This is a genomic window from Vibrio parahaemolyticus, from assembly GCF_900460535.1.
Taxonomy (GTDB): domain Bacteria; phylum Pseudomonadota; class Gammaproteobacteria; order Enterobacterales; family Vibrionaceae; genus Vibrio; species Vibrio parahaemolyticus.
The window spans coordinates 484,811-500,477 of record NZ_UHIL01000002.1 but is presented as its reverse complement, the minus strand read 5'-3'; the positions used below and the strand labels follow the sequence as shown (position 1 = coordinate 500,477).

General features: G+C 45.2%; 15 protein-coding genes. 11 read left to right on the top strand and 4 right to left on the bottom strand.

Annotated features, from left to right (window positions below; translation table 11 throughout):
- Positions 1-2: 2 nt before the first annotated feature.
- From gloA2 to DYB02_RS19105, 3 genes are all read right to left on the bottom strand, one after another.
- Positions 3-386 (bottom strand): SMU1112c/YaeR family gloxylase I-like metalloprotein, encoded by a 384-nt coding sequence (gloA2, locus tag DYB02_RS19115; protein ID WP_029804452.1) that lies wholly within the window; start codon positions 384-386, stop codon positions 3-5.
- Positions 379-1,308, bottom strand: a complete 930-nt coding sequence (locus DYB02_RS19110; RefSeq protein ID WP_020841459.1) for a LysR family transcriptional regulator — start codon at positions 1,306-1,308, stop codon at positions 379-381. The genes gloA2 and DYB02_RS19110 overlap by 8 nt, the downstream gene beginning before the upstream one ends.
- Positions 1,309-1,385: 77 nt before the next feature.
- Positions 1,386-1,859 (bottom strand): hypothetical protein, encoded by a 474-nt coding sequence (locus DYB02_RS19105; RefSeq protein WP_029804451.1) that lies wholly within the window; start codon positions 1,857-1,859, stop codon positions 1,386-1,388.
- 220 nt (positions 1,860-2,079) lie between these two features.
- On the opposite strand from DYB02_RS19105, the gene DYB02_RS19095 reads away from it, so the two are divergent.
- The 4 genes from DYB02_RS19095 (at position 2,080) to DYB02_RS19075 (ending at position 5,754) form a co-directional block, all read left to right on the top strand.
- Complete coding sequence (locus tag DYB02_RS19095; RefSeq protein WP_025587312.1) at positions 2,080-2,763, top strand: spondin domain-containing protein; 684 nt, start codon at positions 2,080-2,082, stop codon at positions 2,761-2,763.
- A gap of 9 nt (positions 2,764-2,772) precedes the next feature.
- Positions 2,773-3,468: a spondin domain-containing protein gene (locus DYB02_RS19090; protein ID WP_029804450.1), complete on the top strand. Its 696-nt coding sequence runs from the start codon at positions 2,773-2,775 to the stop codon at positions 3,466-3,468.
- Between the two features lie 156 nt (positions 3,469-3,624).
- Positions 3,625-4,356 (top strand): response regulator transcription factor, encoded by a 732-nt coding sequence (locus DYB02_RS19080; RefSeq protein WP_029804448.1) that lies wholly within the window; start codon positions 3,625-3,627, stop codon positions 4,354-4,356.
- Between the two features lie 24 nt (positions 4,357-4,380).
- Positions 4,381-5,754 (top strand): sensor histidine kinase, encoded by a 1,374-nt coding sequence (locus DYB02_RS19075; protein ID WP_029804447.1) that lies wholly within the window; start codon positions 4,381-4,383, stop codon positions 5,752-5,754.
- A gap of 27 nt (positions 5,755-5,781) precedes the next feature.
- On the opposite strand, the gene sodC is transcribed toward DYB02_RS19075, so the two are convergent.
- A complete protein-coding gene (gene sodC / locus DYB02_RS19070) occupies positions 5,782-6,297 on the bottom strand; it encodes a superoxide dismutase family protein (RefSeq protein WP_029804445.1) in 516 nt (171 codons plus the stop codon).
- Between the two features lie 545 nt (positions 6,298-6,842).
- On the opposite strand from sodC, the gene DYB02_RS19065 reads away from it, so the two are divergent.
- The 7 genes from DYB02_RS19065 (at position 6,843) to DYB02_RS19030 (ending at position 15,652) form a co-directional block, all read left to right on the top strand.
- The gene (locus tag DYB02_RS19065) at positions 6,843-8,249 is read left to right on the top strand and encodes an aminotransferase class V-fold PLP-dependent enzyme (RefSeq protein WP_029804444.1); all 1,407 of its coding nucleotides are present in this window, start codon (positions 6,843-6,845) and stop codon (positions 8,247-8,249) included.
- Positions 8,250-8,312: 63 nt separating this feature from the next.
- Positions 8,313-9,245, top strand: coding sequence for a transporter substrate-binding domain-containing protein (locus tag DYB02_RS19060; RefSeq protein ID WP_005462861.1), 933 nt, complete (start codon positions 8,313-8,315; stop codon positions 9,243-9,245).
- Entirely contained in the window at positions 9,242-11,566 is a 2,325-nt protein-coding gene (locus DYB02_RS19055; RefSeq protein WP_025555826.1) for a putative bifunctional diguanylate cyclase/phosphodiesterase, read from the top strand. The genes DYB02_RS19060 and DYB02_RS19055 overlap by 4 nt, the downstream gene beginning before the upstream one ends.
- Positions 11,567-11,778: 212 nt before the next feature.
- Positions 11,779-12,972 (top strand): glycine C-acetyltransferase, encoded by a 1,194-nt coding sequence (locus DYB02_RS19050; protein ID WP_005478319.1) that lies wholly within the window; start codon positions 11,779-11,781, stop codon positions 12,970-12,972.
- Positions 12,973-13,137: 165 nt separating this feature from the next.
- The gene (tdh, locus tag DYB02_RS19045; protein ID WP_005478141.1) at positions 13,138-14,169 is read left to right on the top strand and encodes an L-threonine 3-dehydrogenase; all 1,032 of its coding nucleotides are present in this window, start codon (positions 13,138-13,140) and stop codon (positions 14,167-14,169) included.
- A gap of 400 nt (positions 14,170-14,569) precedes the next feature.
- The gene (locus DYB02_RS19035) at positions 14,570-15,115 is read left to right on the top strand and encodes a Csu type fimbrial protein (protein WP_005478315.1); all 546 of its coding nucleotides are present in this window, start codon (positions 14,570-14,572) and stop codon (positions 15,113-15,115) included.
- A gap of 3 nt (positions 15,116-15,118) precedes the next feature.
- Positions 15,119-15,652: a Csu type fimbrial protein gene (locus DYB02_RS19030; RefSeq protein WP_029804442.1), complete on the top strand. Its 534-nt coding sequence runs from the start codon at positions 15,119-15,121 to the stop codon at positions 15,650-15,652.
- Positions 15,653-15,667: the final 15 nt, after the last annotated feature.

The window sequence follows — 15,667 nt, the reverse complement described above, 5'->3', positions numbered from 1 at the left end:
TTTTACTTTTGATAAAGCTCCAATGGTAAGCCGTCGGGATCTTGGAAGAACGTAAATGCTTTGCCCGTAAACTCATCAATGCGAATGGGTTCAACAGCGATGTGTTTGGATTCCAGATACGCTTTTACTTCTTCAACGTTGTCGACTTGAAACGCCAAATGTCGTAAGCCTTGCGCCTCCGGAAAGCTTGGTCGCTCCGGTGCGCCGGGAAAGCTGAACAGCTCGATTTGACATCCGTTCGGCAACGCAAGGTCGAGTTTGTAGGAGTCTCGCGCTTCACGATAGTTTTCTGCGATGATTTGTAGCCCTAGCACTTCGGTGTAAAAACGCTTTGATGTTGGGTAATCACTGCAAATGATAGCGACGTGATGAATCGCATTAAACATGGTTGGGTTCCTTAGACACGAGATGTTCGTTTACAAAGTCGAGAAATACACGCAGACGTGCAGGCATGTATTTGGTTTGTGCGTACTGCATAGCGACCGCACCGTGGTAGTTACTTTTGATCATCCAATCGGACAACACTTCGACCACTTCTCCGCGCTCTAATGCCTCTTTCACCACGAAATCGTGGAAGATGCCAATCCCTAAACCTGCTTTGACACCATTTAGGCGCATTTGCGAATGGTTGACCGCATACCGACCACTGACCGCGATGGAATGAAACGCCTCTTCTTTAAAAAACGACCAAATGTTGTCTTTGTCGTTTTCTGCTAGGTAAATACAGTCGTGCTGTTCAAGTTGCGTCGGATGTTCTGGCATGCCTCTTTGTGCGAGGTAGTCTGGCGACGCACACAAAACCAGATTGGTTTTACTTATCTCTTTGAGCACCAAATTCTCATCCGGTTTATCGGTGAGCTTAAAGGCGACATCAATGCCCTGGCGAAACAGGTCGATTTCCCCGTCGGCAGCGCGCAGCTTGAGCTGAATTTTTGGATAACGTTGCAAAAAAGGCAGCACGAACGGTTGTAAGACCGAGTTTAAAAACGCCTCTGGTGCCGCTACCGTGAGCGCACCAGTTGGTTCGGCATGTTCTTCCGCAGATAGCTCAACGGCTTGCTGCGCGGCATTAACCATCGCAATGCTTTGGTCATACACTTTTTGCCCTGCTTGAGTAATGATCAGCTTGCGCGTGGTGCGTTCAAACAACTTCACGTTGAGGGCTTGCTCCAAACGGGTGATCAGTTTGCTTAACGCAGATGGGGTAACGCCAAGCTGTTTGGCTGCGGCAGTAAAACTGCCTTCGTTGACCACCAAAATAAAGGAGGCCAAATCGGGCAGTAGAGCAATGAGTTTTGGATTAACCATAAAGATTCCGTTCGACGCGGCGTATTAAAAGTATTGTCTGGCAGGGCTTTACGAGGTGCAAGTGTGCCAGTCTCGCTTTAACGATATTTTGCCAAAAAGGCATGAAGAATCGGCAACCCAGACTCGTTAGCTTGATAACGCTGCCAACATTGATAAATGGCGGTTTCATGTTCTGCGACTAAATCAAATGCAGTTTGAAAATTGACAGCGTTTGAATTCTTCTCTATCGCGAGTGTTTGCCATTCTCGGTATGTCACTTCGTACGGCTCAACCCAATTGAGTAGCGTGGCAACCAGCTCGGACCAAGGTAAATCGATCCACTTTTCTGCATCGGAAAGACCTTTTTCCATCATTTCTTGATGACGGTTTTCTATCTCCATTCCATGTGCTTGCAAAACAGGTTTGAGTTTTTCAGCGGTCAGTTTTTCCACGTCGACTAAAGTTTGCCAAAGCGCGCGTTGCTCTGCCTGTTTGTAGTTGTTGAGATAGTGACTGAAAAAGGCAATACCGTAGATTTCTCCATAGTATGCAGTAAGTAAATTGTTGAGCATTTTAATGTGCGTTTGGGGAACTGATGGGCGCTATTTTATAACGGAATGAAAGAGATAAGAAGTTGTGAGAATTTTATGAGAATTCGATGAAGTTACCGAGATATTTGCTCGTCATGCTTAAAGACAAGAATGACAAACGTTCGAAAGCAATGCTGCTCAAGCCAACAAAAGACGATGTTCAAGGGCTTGGGTTTCACTCTCATAAAAGGATGGATTCACAATGAAAAAACGTACCCAACTTAGTCTTGTCATGACGTCTGTTGCTCTGGCGGTTGGCGCGGCATCAGCTCAAGCGGCGGAACTAGAAATTACGGTTACCAACGCAACCAAAGGCATTTACTTTACACCGCTTATCGTCGCGGCGCATGGCTTAGATCTGCACATGTTTAAAGTCGGAGAATCCGCCACAGCAGAGCTTGAAGCGATGGCTGAAGGTGGGGATATTTCTGGATTATCGACCGTGATTGGCAACGCAGGCGGCGCAGTCGTAGAAAACCCTGCGGGCGGTATTCTCAATCCGGGCGCTGCGACCACGTTTACGTTGGATAGTGGCGATCACGGTTACCTCTCACTTAGCGCGATGTTATTGCCAACCAATGATGGTTTTGTTGGTTTAGACAGTTGGAAAATTCCAACCGAAGCGGGCACTTACAAAGCGACCTTGAACAGTTACGACGCGGGCACTGAAGCGAACGATGAGTTAGCGTCCAGCATTCCTAATCCTCCTTTTATTACCTTCGGTAGCGGTGGTACTGGCGTAGAAACGGCGGTGAGCAACGACAAGGTTCACATTCATCCGGGTAATTTGGGTGACAGCGATCCAGCTGGTGGCAAGAGTGATCTCGATAGCAGTCATCATCGTTGGTTAAATCCAGTTGCAACCATCACAATTGTTGTGAAGTAAGGAGGAGGTATGAAATACAAAATCTTACTGGTAGCGGCCTCTGTCGGAGTGCTCGCTGGTTGTCCGAATGATGACGATAATGATGTCGCGAAGCCATACCGATATACGGTGAATGTCGAGAACTTAACGGCGAATCAACCGATGTCTCCATTGGCGGTGCTGACTCACAATAGCAATTTTCAGCTATTCGAAATTGGTCAAAGTGCGTCGGTTGAGTTAGAACACTTAGCCGAGGGTGGCAGCAATGCCGAGCTGATTGCTCTGATGAACAGTGACGACAACGTCTACCAAGGTGTCTCTGGTAACGGTTTGCTGCTGCCGGGCGCATCGGACGAAGTCTCCATCACGGTCAATCCTCATCGTTATGGTTATCTGTCGCTGGCTTCGATGCTTGTGAACACTAATGATGCCTTTGTTGGCGAAACGGGATTATCGCTCAAGTCACTCGCAGTGGGTGACAGTTACGAGATGAACATGAACGTGTGGGATTCTGGCACAGAGCTTAATGATGAATTGGCAGCCACGATTCCCGGCCCAGCGGGTGGCGGAGAAGGGTTTAACTCAACCCGAAATGATATGAATGATGCGGTCGCGTTTCACGCTGGGGTCATCAGCCATGATGATGGACTGGCGGATTCAACCTTGTCGGCAAACCATCGTTTTCTAAATCCTGGAGCGAAGGTCACGATCACGCGCGTTGAATAACTCACCTGCTCTGGTGGCGGATCCTTTCCTAAAAGTGTTTGTTCATGCTTTTATCCCTCACTCCACCACCAGAGCACTTTTTGACCTTGTTGAAAGAAATACGGCTCCGTCCCGGTCATTTGCAGAATGAGGCGTCTCCCAGACAAGGAAAGGATCATGGAACGGCATACAACCAACGTGGTGGCGAACATATTGTTGATTGAAGACGATGATGACTTGGCCGAACTGGTTCAAATGCATCTCAAGTTTCAGGGGCATCAAGTCAGTCGAGAATCCAGCGTTGCAGCGGGCAGAAATGCTTATCAGCAGCAGTCGTTTGATTTGGTGATCCTCGACAGAGGTTTACCCGATGGTGATGGTTTAGATATCTGCCATCACTTGCGTCAACGGCAAGATTGGACGCCAGTTTTGGTGTTGACTGCAAGAGACGGTGAGATGGATAAAGTGGATGGATTGGAAGCTGATGTCGACGATTACATCACAAAGCCGTTTAGTGTTTTAGAGTTTCAAGCTCGGGTGAGAAATGTACTTCGGCGCGTCAATCAAGTCGCTGAAAAGCCGACTCCAGAGAGACCAGAAGAAGAGGCACTTAACTTTGGTGATTTGAAGATCATTCCCCAACTACATCAGGTTTCGCTCAACGATAAAGACGTCGCGCTGACGGCAACCGAGTTCACCTTGTTACAGTTTCTCGCCACTCGTCCCGGTCGAGTCTACAGTAAGGACGAGCTGTTGGATCATGTCTGGAACACCAATCATGCTGGGTATCATCACACGGTTTGTAGCACCATTAATCGCTTGCGCAGCAAGCTGTCGTTGTCGGACTCAGAGCATCATTTTATTCAAACGGTTTGGGGTGTTGGGTACAAATTTCAGCCGCGCCCATAATGGGCGGTGTGAGGAGGCGATAGGATGAGCTTCAAATCTCGTTTGGTGGTATTCACCACTGTTTGGTTTTGTTTGGCGATGGCGGCCATAGCGCTGACTTACAATTGGCAAAAAGAGACGATTGAGCTTCGCACCAAGCAAAGCTTACATCAAGATCTAGCCAGTCACATGCGGGATGATAATCCGCTCATGATTGGTACGGACTACAATCCCAAAGCACTCAAGTCGATTTTCCACACCCTCATGTTGATAGGGCCTGATTTCGAAATCTATTTTCTTGATAGCCAAGGCAACATTACTACGCACGCTGCGCCAGAAGGGACGGAATTGATGGGCGCGGTGAATCTGGCTCCTATTCGTCAGTTTCTCAGTGGTGAACCTTTCCCGATTCTAGGCGATGACCCGCGTAATCGTGATGAACATAAAGTCTTTTCTGTCGCAGCGATAGAGGAGCTTGGCTCAACCATTGGTTATTTGTACGTGGTGATCGGGAGTTCTCGTCATACGGCCATTGCCAATGCTCAAGTGGATTCGCCGTACTTGGCGCTTGCGGGTTTAGTGCTTATTTCGATTTTAGGTTTCGCTTTTGGCTCATATTTCTTGGTTAAGCGCAGCTTGTTAAACCCGATTGAACGTGTGACCGATCAACTGCAAAAACAAGCCGAACACGACTTTCGCCTACAACCCGATTTTGCACATCAAGTGCCGGAGCTAGTGCCGATTGCTCGCTCTTATCAATTGATGTCAAAACACATCCAGCAGCAATTTTTACAACTTGAATATCAATCCTCTCATCGCCGCCAAAGTCTTTTGCAATTGAGCCACGATTTAAAAACGCCGCTTTCGAGTGTGCTTGGGTATTTGGAAACTTGGCGTTTGCAGCATCCTGACCCCGATCCGCTCATTGAAGTGGCGTTTCGCAACAGTGAAAAACTCTCCCAGCAATTGCACGCTCTCTTGGATGTGGCAAAACAAGAAGCTCCGCTACCGATCTATGAGTATCTTCCGATTGATATTAGCCAACTAATGGCAGAATGCGCCGAAACTATGCAAAGTCAGTTTCAACGTAAAGGCGTGACGTTGAACATTACCGTAGATGAGCCACTCCAAGCGATAGGGGATAAGGGGTTATTAGAACGATTGATATTGAATTTATTGGAAAATGCACTTCGGCATAGTCCGTCGGATGCGACCGTGAGTTGTGATGTAAAACGGGGCGATAATACATCTCAAGTTCGTTTTACTTTTTCCAACCAAATAGAGCTGAATGCGCAAGCTGGCGCGCTAGGCATTGGTACTAAAATTGTTCAGTCCATTTTAATGCTGCATCACAGTCATCTTGAAACCGATGCGACATCGCATCAGTATACACAACGATTCACACTTCCTGCCGCATGAGGAAGTGTGAATCAGACAGATCTTGATTTAGTCGATCACGCCACACACAATGCGTGCACCGCCGCCACCTAATTTGGCTGGTTGATCCGAGTGATTATCACCGCCAGCATGAATCATCAAGGCTCTGCCTTTTAAATCAGACATTTTGAGGCGCGGAGCTAAAACCGATTGGTTGGCGTTTCCTTCCATGTCGGCGTACAACGCTGGCAGATCGCCAAGATGGTTGCCATCGGTCCATGGAAAACCATGTTGGCCAGTATTGTCTGGGTCGTAATGGCCGCCCGCACCGCCACCTACTACGGTTTTACCGTCCTTTTCTGCACTGTCACAGGATGGGTTAGCGTGGACGTGAAAGCCATGTAGTCCGGCAGGAATTCCTGACAGATTCGGCGTGAATACAATTCCGTAGTCACTCTCTGATAATTCCACCGTACCGACGGCTTGGTTAGTACCCAAATCGGTCATGGTGATTGATTGGGCCAACGCGTTTGGTGTCATCACGAAAGCAGCCGCCGCTGAGATGCACAGCAATCCTTTTAACATGCGATTTCCTTCTTTATAAAGTATTCATTTGAGCGTATATCCAAGTGATTTGTTCTCGCAGCTAAGAGTTAGACCGTACATTTGTTTGAACTACTTTAGATCTCGCTATATATGGTCTAAAAATTAACTGTTCATTTAAACATCAAGCCATTTTATGAAACTTAACATATTGAGATTACTTGGTTATAAAAAGAATAGTCGCAGTTGAACAAATATGACGCTGAATTTTCTAATTAATACAAAGTTAAATTTTTAATGAATTTATAACAAAGCTCACTGTTTGTTTATAGATAAAACTATTATTAAGCGTTTATCATAAAAATAGTCAATTTAATGAATATTTTAATATGTATTCAGTTGTTTATTGATTGGAAGCGAAACTGTTGCTTATGTCATCAAATAAGCTAAAAAAGTGGAACTAAAGTCACTTAATGGCAGAGTAAAAAATTAAAGTCTGGTTTGAATAGGTAATAATGTTTTAGTAACAGATAGTTACGCGTTTAAAAATTAATAATATGGCTAATTTCCGACAAGGATCGAAAAAAATGAGCGACAAGGATTCTATTCAGACTAATCGCAGCCGACGTAATTTTCTTAAAGGCGCAACGGGTGCCGTTGTAGCTGGTGTTGGTGCTTCTGCTTTTTCAGGTGTAGCACAAGCTCGAGAACAGAAAATTGATTGGAGCAGCCGCGGGCTAGGTAGAAAGCACGATAAGCGTTTTTGGCGTAAAGTGCAAAAGCAGTTCGTTTTGGATAAACGAACGACTTACATGAACATTGGTACAACAGGCTCAATGCCGAAACATGTTCTTGAAGGCTATGAAGACAACAACAAATTAGTGGCGAAGTTCCCGTGGGACATGAAAGGTAAGTTTGGTAAGTTCCCTTACGTTTCAGACATGATCGCAGAGATTGCACCAGGTTTTGGCGCAAATGCTGACGAAATCATCCTAAGCCGCAACACGACTGACGGTCTATGTTCGATCATTAATGGTCTGCATTTCGAGCCGGGAGACGTGATTCTTACTACACACCACGAACACATTGCAGCGACATCTCCGCTGAATGTTGTAAAACACCGCTTTGGTGTAGAAGTCGTGGAAATTCAGTTACCAGTGTTTACAGGTACTGAAGACGTTTCTGAAGAAGACTACATTCAAGCATTCCGTGACGCTATTGAATCGCACCACAATGTTCGCCTGATTGTGTTCTCTCACATCACATACAAAACCGGTACTGCGCTGCCAGCAAAGGCAATTTGTTCTCTTGCAAAAGAGCATCAAATTCCAACGTTAGTGGATGGTGCTCATACGGTGGGTATGTTCGATCTTGACCTACATGATCTGGATTGCGATTTCTACTCTGGTTCTGGCCATAAATGGCAGTGTGGCCCGGGCGCAACAGGCATTTTATACGTGCGCGACAACGGTAATCGTTTGAACGAATACTGGAGCGACCGTGAAAATCCATTGTGGTTGATAAACTCGTCGCTTTCTCATGCGGATTACTTAGGTAAGCAAATCCAAATGCAGTACATTGGTAACGACAACTACCCAGCTAAACAAGCGCTGGCTGATAGCTGTAAAATGTGGGATGAGATTGGTCGTGACCGAATCCAAGACCGCATTCTAACGTTGAGTGACCAATGTAAAACCTCACTCCAAGACGTGCTGCCACATGCGAAAATGTTCTCGCCAAATGTGGAAGGGCTGACGAGTGGATTAACGACGTTCAACCCATTTTATGATGTGACGAACGAAGAAATCCTGACTGAGTTCCGTGACCGTCTGCGTGAAGAATATGGCTACATCATCCGTACAACGAACTTCAAGCTGTACAAAGATGATGGACACGACACGTACGCGCTTCGTATCTCTACACACTTGTTCCATGATGAGCGAGATGTAGAAGGATTGGTCGAAGCGATTGCTGATCTGTACTACTCGTTCTAACGTCGTTGTTTATCACTCAAGCGCCCATTTATGGGCGCTTTGTTGAAGGGAAGGATATACACAATGTCAGTCAAAACACTTAAACGAACCATCACTGCAGTGGCGATTTTGGCCGCGTCCGTGATGTCTTCTTCGGCTTGGTCTAATGACCTTAAAGAAATCCGTGAACGTGGTGTGCTTCGTCATATCGGTGTGCCTTATGCCAACTTTGTTTCTTACATCGAGCAAGGTGAAATGCACACGCTGACAGGATTAGATGTCGATATCGTAAAAGGATTTGCGAGCTCGTTAGGTGTGCGATATGAGTACGTACCGGCTCAGTGGAGTGACATGGTCGGTAAGCTGACAGGTCAAGATGTTCAATACCGACACAACCGCGCAGTCGTGGGTGGCAGTGTGCCAATTGAGGGTGATCTGATCGCCAATGGCGTGACGATTTTGGATTGGCGGGAAGAGGTATTGGACTTTTCTCAGGACTACTTCCCATCGGCGGTATGGCTTGTTTCTCGTACCGATTCAAGTTTAAGTCCAATTAAACCAAGTGGTTCGATCGACGAAGACGTCAAGACAGTGAAAGAGTTGATCGATGGACGAGAAGTGTTGGCGCTAGAGCATTCGTGCCTAGACCCAAACCTTTACGACTTGTACGACACGGGTGCCAAAGTGATTTTGCCCGATGGCAAACGACTCCTAAACGAAATGGTACCTGCCATCATGAAAAATGATGCTGAAAGTACCTTATTGGATGTAGCAGACACATTAATTGCTTTAGAAAAATGGCCGGGAGAAATAAAAGTCATTGGCCCTGTTTCCGAAAATCAAAAAATGGCTGTTGCGTTCCGTAAAAATTCACCGGAATTACGCGAAGCGTTTGATCGTTATTTAGACTCTATTAAAAAAGATGGGACGTATGAAAAGCTCGTTAAAAAATACTACCCGTCCATTTACTACTTTTATAACGATTACTTCTTAGAAGATAGTAAGAAAATTCGATGAAAAAGGCTGTTAAAAAAATATCCAGTAAAAAGATAATAACGATAAGCGCAATAATCGTTTCTATTTATTTAGCGATACTTATTGTTGTTACAAGTCTTGGACAGAATAAATTAAAAGACTCTCAATATAGAGAGCTGGATTTAAAAGTAAAAAGCTATGCAAGCACACTAGACAACTTATTTACTATCGCAAGTGAAGACGTAGATAATTTATCGAGTGACAAAACCGTTCAAACATTTTTTGCAAACTTAGCATCTGGTATGTCGATGGAATATGGCCTAGGTGCAAGTTTAATCAACTTAAAGCGTAGATTTGATGAGAAGATTGACGGCAAGTTGATCAACAGTAGCAACATCTACAACAAGTTAACGCTGGTGGGCAGTGACGGAACAACCATCGTCACGACTGGCCCAAAAGATCTCAAGCCAATGGATATTCATGATTTGATGACCCAACACGGGCATCCGGAAGAAGTTTGTGCCACTCGTGATGGTGACAACATTCGGATTCAAGTGATTAAGCAAGTCAAATTTTCTGGGAAACCAGTGGCTTTTTTAATTGCGGACATCAATAAAGATATTGTTATTGAGCAATTAACCAATCAAGAGCACGAAGACAGCTACAGTCGCATGGTGCTGAAAATAAAAGATGTTGAAATGGTGGTGTGGGACTCCATCACTAAAAATTCAACCACTAATGCAGATGAGAATCATTTTCTTTCTAAGGTTTTGGATGGGAAAATATATTTCGAAGTGCCAGTGGAACAACATCACTTTAAATTGATGGCATGGTTTGAACCACTCAACGAGCGAGATATTTTTACTTCTCGACTCTTTATTGTTGGGCTAAGTATTCTCGCCGTGATGATTGTTATTGCGCTGTGTTATGCATTTATCGCAAACAATAATAAATTGGAATTAAAGATAAAGCTTGAGGAAGAGAAAAAGCGTAAAGATATTCTTTCTCAACAAAACCACAAACTCACCAAAGAAATAGAGCGTCGAAAAGCATCGGAGAAAGAGCTCGCATTCCAAGCCAAATACGACACCTTAACAGAATTGCCAAATCGCAGTTATGGCTCAGAACGATTGGCGTTGGAACTTATTCGGGCATCTCGTACGGGTTCGAAAGTATTGGTGATGTTTATTGATTTGGACCACTTCAAACAGATCAACGATTCTATGGGCCATTTTGTCGGGGATGAAATTCTCAAACTCAGTGCTCAGCGTCTTCAAAACGTCGCGAGAAAAACCGATTTGCTCGCCAGAATCGGTGGGGATGAGTTCCTGTTGGTGATTCCAGATTTACCAGATAACGATACCGCGAAGCGCGTTGCTTCGAGCGTGTTATCGGCCTTTAGTGAACCGTTTGTTTGGAATAATCACGAGTTTTTCCTGACAGGCAGTGTCGGCATGTCGGTTTTCCCAGACGACGGTGATAACGCCGAGCAGTTGTTGGCGTGTGCCGATATGGCGATGTACCGCGTGAAGCAAGATGGCCGTGATGCGTTCTGCTTTTACAACCACAACATGAACCAAGATCTACAGCGTTACTTGGATCTAGAAAGTCGATTGCGTAATGCGATCTCGAACCAACTGCTCGAAATGTACTATCAGCCAATCATTGAATTGAAAAGCGGTAAAATTGTTGGCGCAGAAGCATTGATGCGTTGGAATGATGAGAAGTTCGGCTTTGTTAATCCAGAAGAGTTCATCTCGATTGCAGAGAAAAACGGATTGATTCATCAACTTGGCGAGTTCGCCATTCAGCAAGCGTGTCATCAAGCCTCGCAGTGGCAATCCATTTCGCCGTTGTTTGTATCGGTGAACTTCTCTAGCGTTCAATTCCGCTATTGTGATCGCTTATTGGCGTTCATTAGGCAAAGCTTAGAAGAATCGGGTTTGCCTGCTGAGCAATTTGATGTCGAGGTAACCGAGAGCTTGTTGTTTAACCATGATGATGAGTTGGTAGACATGCTGGATAACCTACGTGCGCTGGGTACCAAGCTGACGATTGACGACTTCGGTACAGGCTATTCTGCACTGAGTTACTTGCAGAAGTTCCCGTTTGACCGTCTGAAAATCGACCGCAGTTTTATGCAAAACGTGTTTGAGAACGACTCTGATCGTGAACTGGTCAACGTGATCATTGCTATGGCCAAAGCCTTGCGTCTTAAAATTGTCGCAGAAGGTATCGAAGAGCAACGCCATGTGGATTATCTCAACGAGCTAAACTGTGAGTTCGGCCAAGGTTTCCACTATAGCCGCCCTGTGCCAGCGAAGGAGTTTGAGCAACTTCTAAACCAACCTACTTGGTCATAACTCCTTTCAATACAACCTCATAGAAAAGCATTGATGTTATTTGTTCCTCAAATTCATTAATGCTTTTCCACCTTGAGGGATAATCGTTTTCCTTTCCTTGTTTTACACTACAATTAATTGATAGCTGATGGCCTGTGACGCCCGTCACGTAAAGGCTAAACCAAATTCGAAACGAGTGAAAACTCGTCAAAACAACCAGGAAGGAATTGCGAATGTCTTCTGCATTTTACCAACAGATTCAACAGCAAATTGAAGAAGTGAAGGCTGAAGGTCTTTACAAAGCAGAGCGTATCATTACCTCTCAACAGCAAGCCGCTGTTAAAATCTCGACAGGTGAAGAAGTACTGAACTTTTGTGCGAACAACTACCTAGGCCTAGCAAACCATCCAGCGCTTATCGAAGCGGGTAAAGCTGGCATGGATGAGCACGGCTTCGGCATGGCATCAGTACGTTTTATCTGCGGTACTCAAGACATCCACAAAGAGCTAGAACAAAAGCTTTCTAAATTCCTCGGTAAAGAAGATACGATTCTTTACACCTCTTGCTTTGATGCAAACGCAGGTCTGTTCGAAACCATTCTTGGTAAAGAAGATGCGATCATTTCTGATGCACTGAACCACGCATCAATCATTGACGGTGTTCGTCTATGTAAAGCAATGCGCTTCCGTTACTCAAACAACAACATGGAAGAGCTAGAGCAACAACTGATCGCAGCGAAAGAAGCAGGTGCTCGCCACATTCTTATCGTAACTGACGGTGTGTTCTCTATGGATGGCGTAGTAGCAAACCTTCCAGCTATCTGTGACCTAGCAGAGAAGTACGGCGCATTGACGATGGTTGATGATTCTCACGCAGTTGGCTTCATGGGTAAAACGGGGGCAGGTACGCACGAGCACCACAACGTGGTTGACCGTATCGACATCATCACTGGTACGCTAGGTAAAGCAATGGGTGGCGCTTCTGGCGGCTACACATCTGGTAAAGCGGAAGTGATTGACTGGCTACGTCAGCGCTCTCGTCCATACCTATTCTCTAACTCTGTTGCACCAGCAATCGTAAATGCTTCTATCCGCGTTCTAGATCTACTAGAAGAAAGTGGCGACCTACGTGACCGTCTATGGGAAAACGCAGCGCATTTCCGTGCTCGTATGGAAGCTGCAGGCTTCACAATGGGCGGCGCAGACCACGCGATCATTCCAATCATGCTGGGCGATGCAAAAGTTGCAGCGGAGTTCGCTGAGCGTGCTTTAGAAAAAGGCATCTACGTAATCGGCTTCTCATTCCCTGTAGTACCAAAAGGCCAAGCGCGCATCCGTACTCAAATGTCAGCAGCGCACACTCGTGAGCAGCTAGATCGTGCGATCGATGCGTTCATCCAAGTTGGTAAAGACATGGGCATTATCTAAGTTCGATATCTCTCATGTTGATGCGGTTTGATGACAAAGGCTTGCCCAAATCTCCGTTGGAGCAGGCTCATTGGGTTAAGCCTTTTATCCCGCATTGTTGAGTGATGATGAACCTTATAGAGATTTTTTGTTTCGCACTGAGCGGGGCAATATTTGGTGAATACTATGAAAATTAAAGCACTATCAAAGCTAAAGCCTGAACAAGGCATTTGGATGACCGAAGTAGACAAACCTGAGGTTGGCCATAACGACATTCTGATCAAAATTAAGAAAACCGCGATTTGTGGTACAGACGTACACATTTACAACTGGGACGAATGGTCACAAAAAACCATTCCAGTACCTATGGTTGTTGGCCACGAATACGTGGGTGAAGTGGTTGCGATTGGTCAGGAAGTTCGTGGCTTTGAAATCGGTGACCGCGTATCTGGCGAAGGTCACATCACTTGTGGTCACTGTCGTAACTGTCGTGGCGGTCGTACTCACCTATGCCGTAACACTATCGGTGTGGGTGTAAACCGTGAAGGCGCATTTGCAGAATACTTGGTTATCCCTGCATTCAACGCGTTCAAGATCCCAGACGAGATCTCTGACGATCTAGCGTCTATCTTTGACCCGTTTGGTAACGCGGTACACACTGCGCTTTCTTTCGACCTTGTGGGTGAGGACGTGCTGATCACAGGTGCTGGCCCAATCGGCATCATGGCGGCAGCGGTTGCTAAACACGTTGGTGCTCGCCATGTAGTTATCACAGACGTAAACGAATACCGTCTTGAGCTTGCTCGTAAAATGGGCGTAACACGTGCAGTAAACGTGGCTGAAGAGAAGCTTGAAGATGTAATGGCTGAACTAGGCATGACAGAAGGCTTCGACGTAGGTCTTGAAATGTCGGGTAACCCAGCTGCATTCAACTCAATGCTAACGACAATGAATCACGGTGGTCGTATCGCTCTGTTGGGTATTCCACCATCAGACATGGGTATCGACTGGAACCAAGTGATCTTCAAAGGTCTGGTTATCAAAGGCATTTACGGCCGTGAAATGTTCGAAACGTGGTACAAGATGGCTTCACTGATTCAATCTGGTTTGGATCTATCGCCAATCATCACGCACCACTACAAGATTGATGATTTCCAAGAAGGCTTTGACGTTATGCGCTCTGGCATGTCGGGCAAAGTTATTCTTGATTGGGAATAATCAGTTCTAGTAAGAAAAGCGCTCCAAAAGGGGCGCTTTTTGTTTATTTTAGCCCTATCTTTTTCGTCCATTTTCTTAATTTCAGCCTAGAATTTTACTGCCGTTTAATAACCAATTTCCTGCTCGACTCTGTTCAAATCGACTTTATTTTCTTCTGAAACTTCAGCAAAGCTTCACTTTCTGTATTTAGAATAACCAAATGACCATTTTATTTTTAAGGGTATTTTGTGGTTTTATATCTTGTAAAAATTTCCTTTTGTAGTTATTTGTTTTTTAATCGTGCCTGTTTTTATACCTAACTTACTTCTTTTAAATGTTTCGCATTTTATATGCATTTAGTTTGTCATACTTGAGCTATAACTAATAAAACAATCATCGATATACAGTGGAATGTTAGAAAATGGAGCTTTATATGAAAAGAATATATTTGATGATGCCTCTGTTATTAACGTCATTCAGTTGGCAAGCAAACGGCGCCTCAGTGAGCGGCACCATTGATGTTTCCATTAACCTTGTACAAGGTTGTGTGATCAACGGAAATAATGCGGTAGACACTGCTTCTGGTATTGGTTTTGGTTCACTTGATTTCGGCGACGTGCCAGCGATCTTTACTGAGCAAGATGCTGTGGTCAATGGTGGCAGCGCGACGGGCATTGAAGTGCTCTGTAGTAACGGTGTGACTCCGACCTTTACACTTGGCACTGGTTTGTATGACGGAAGTGTAGCAGCTGGCTCCTACGCAATGTCGAATGGTTCCGAGTATATCGAATATAAGTTGTTTACCGATTCAGACAGAAATACCCAAATAGTGCAAAATGGAACGGTGGCGCTTACTGAGTTTACGACCGCAACGGCTCAGACCATTGAGCTTTTTGCGAAAGCTTATGGTACGAGCAGCACTGCGGGATCGTACTCAGATACAATCAGTGTGACATTAAGCTGGTAAACCGTGACGCTGGTTGTTAGAGGCTTTTCACTTGTCGTGATGAGTTGGTGCTCTTCAACTGTGCTGGCTGATGTGATAGAAACCTTTCAAGTATCAGCAACAGTAGACACAGGCTGTTTGATTAATGGCGCAGTACAAGAAGAGAGCGCAACGCAAGCTGGACAAATAGGAACGTTGGATTTTGGTGAACATTCTTCTGTTTATGCAGCGGAAGTACAAGGCAGTGTCACATACAGCTCATCACTTACATTAAGTTGTACTCCGGGTATTGCGATGAATGTTTCTCTAAACGGTGGGCTGAATTCATCGGATGGTGTGCGCAAGTTAAAGCATAGCGAAGAGGTCACGACGGTAGACTACTTTTTGTTTCAGGATCTGGATTACACACAAGTGCTTGATATCGATACACGATATTCCGTCGATACCACGCAAGACCCAGATAATATTCAGTTTCCTATCTGGGCAAAGGCAATAATAAATGGGAATGAAATAGCCGGAATTTATATGGATACGCTTACGCTGACCTTGGAGTGGTAAGTGATGTTTCGGAGG

What these genes read in the sequence shown, in the direction of transcription:
- DYB02_RS19075 (WP_029804447.1), top strand. Translation starts at nt 4,381, where the DNA reads ATGAGCTTCAAATCTCGTTTGGTGGTATTCACCACTGTTTGGTTTTGT.
- sodC (WP_029804445.1), bottom strand. Translation starts at nt 6,297, where the DNA reads ATGTTAAAAGGATTGCTGTGCATCTCAGCGGCGGCTGCTTTCGTGATG.
- DYB02_RS19090 (WP_029804450.1), top strand. Translation starts at nt 2,773, where the DNA reads ATGAAATACAAAATCTTACTGGTAGCGGCCTCTGTCGGAGTGCTCGCT.
- DYB02_RS19095 (WP_025587312.1), top strand. Translation starts at nt 2,080, where the DNA reads ATGAAAAAACGTACCCAACTTAGTCTTGTCATGACGTCTGTTGCTCTG.
- gloA2 (WP_029804452.1), bottom strand. Translation starts at nt 386, where the DNA reads ATGTTTAATGCGATTCATCACGTCGCTATCATTTGCAGTGATTACCCA.
- DYB02_RS19105 (WP_029804451.1), bottom strand. Translation starts at nt 1,859, where the DNA reads ATGCTCAACAATTTACTTACTGCATACTATGGAGAAATCTACGGTATT.
- DYB02_RS19065 (WP_029804444.1), top strand. Translation starts at nt 6,843, where the DNA reads ATGAGCGACAAGGATTCTATTCAGACTAATCGCAGCCGACGTAATTTT.
- DYB02_RS19060 (WP_005462861.1), top strand. Translation starts at nt 8,313, where the DNA reads ATGTCAGTCAAAACACTTAAACGAACCATCACTGCAGTGGCGATTTTG.
- tdh (WP_005478141.1), top strand. Translation starts at nt 13,138, where the DNA reads ATGAAAATTAAAGCACTATCAAAGCTAAAGCCTGAACAAGGCATTTGG.
- DYB02_RS19080 (WP_029804448.1), top strand. Translation starts at nt 3,625, where the DNA reads ATGGAACGGCATACAACCAACGTGGTGGCGAACATATTGTTGATTGAA.
- DYB02_RS19055 (WP_025555826.1), top strand. Translation starts at nt 9,242, where the DNA reads ATGAAAAAGGCTGTTAAAAAAATATCCAGTAAAAAGATAATAACGATA.
- DYB02_RS19050 (WP_005478319.1), top strand. Translation starts at nt 11,779, where the DNA reads ATGTCTTCTGCATTTTACCAACAGATTCAACAGCAAATTGAAGAAGTG.
- DYB02_RS19110 (WP_020841459.1), bottom strand. Translation starts at nt 1,308, where the DNA reads ATGGTTAATCCAAAACTCATTGCTCTACTGCCCGATTTGGCCTCCTTT.
- DYB02_RS19035 (WP_005478315.1), top strand. Translation starts at nt 14,570, where the DNA reads ATGGAGCTTTATATGAAAAGAATATATTTGATGATGCCTCTGTTATTA.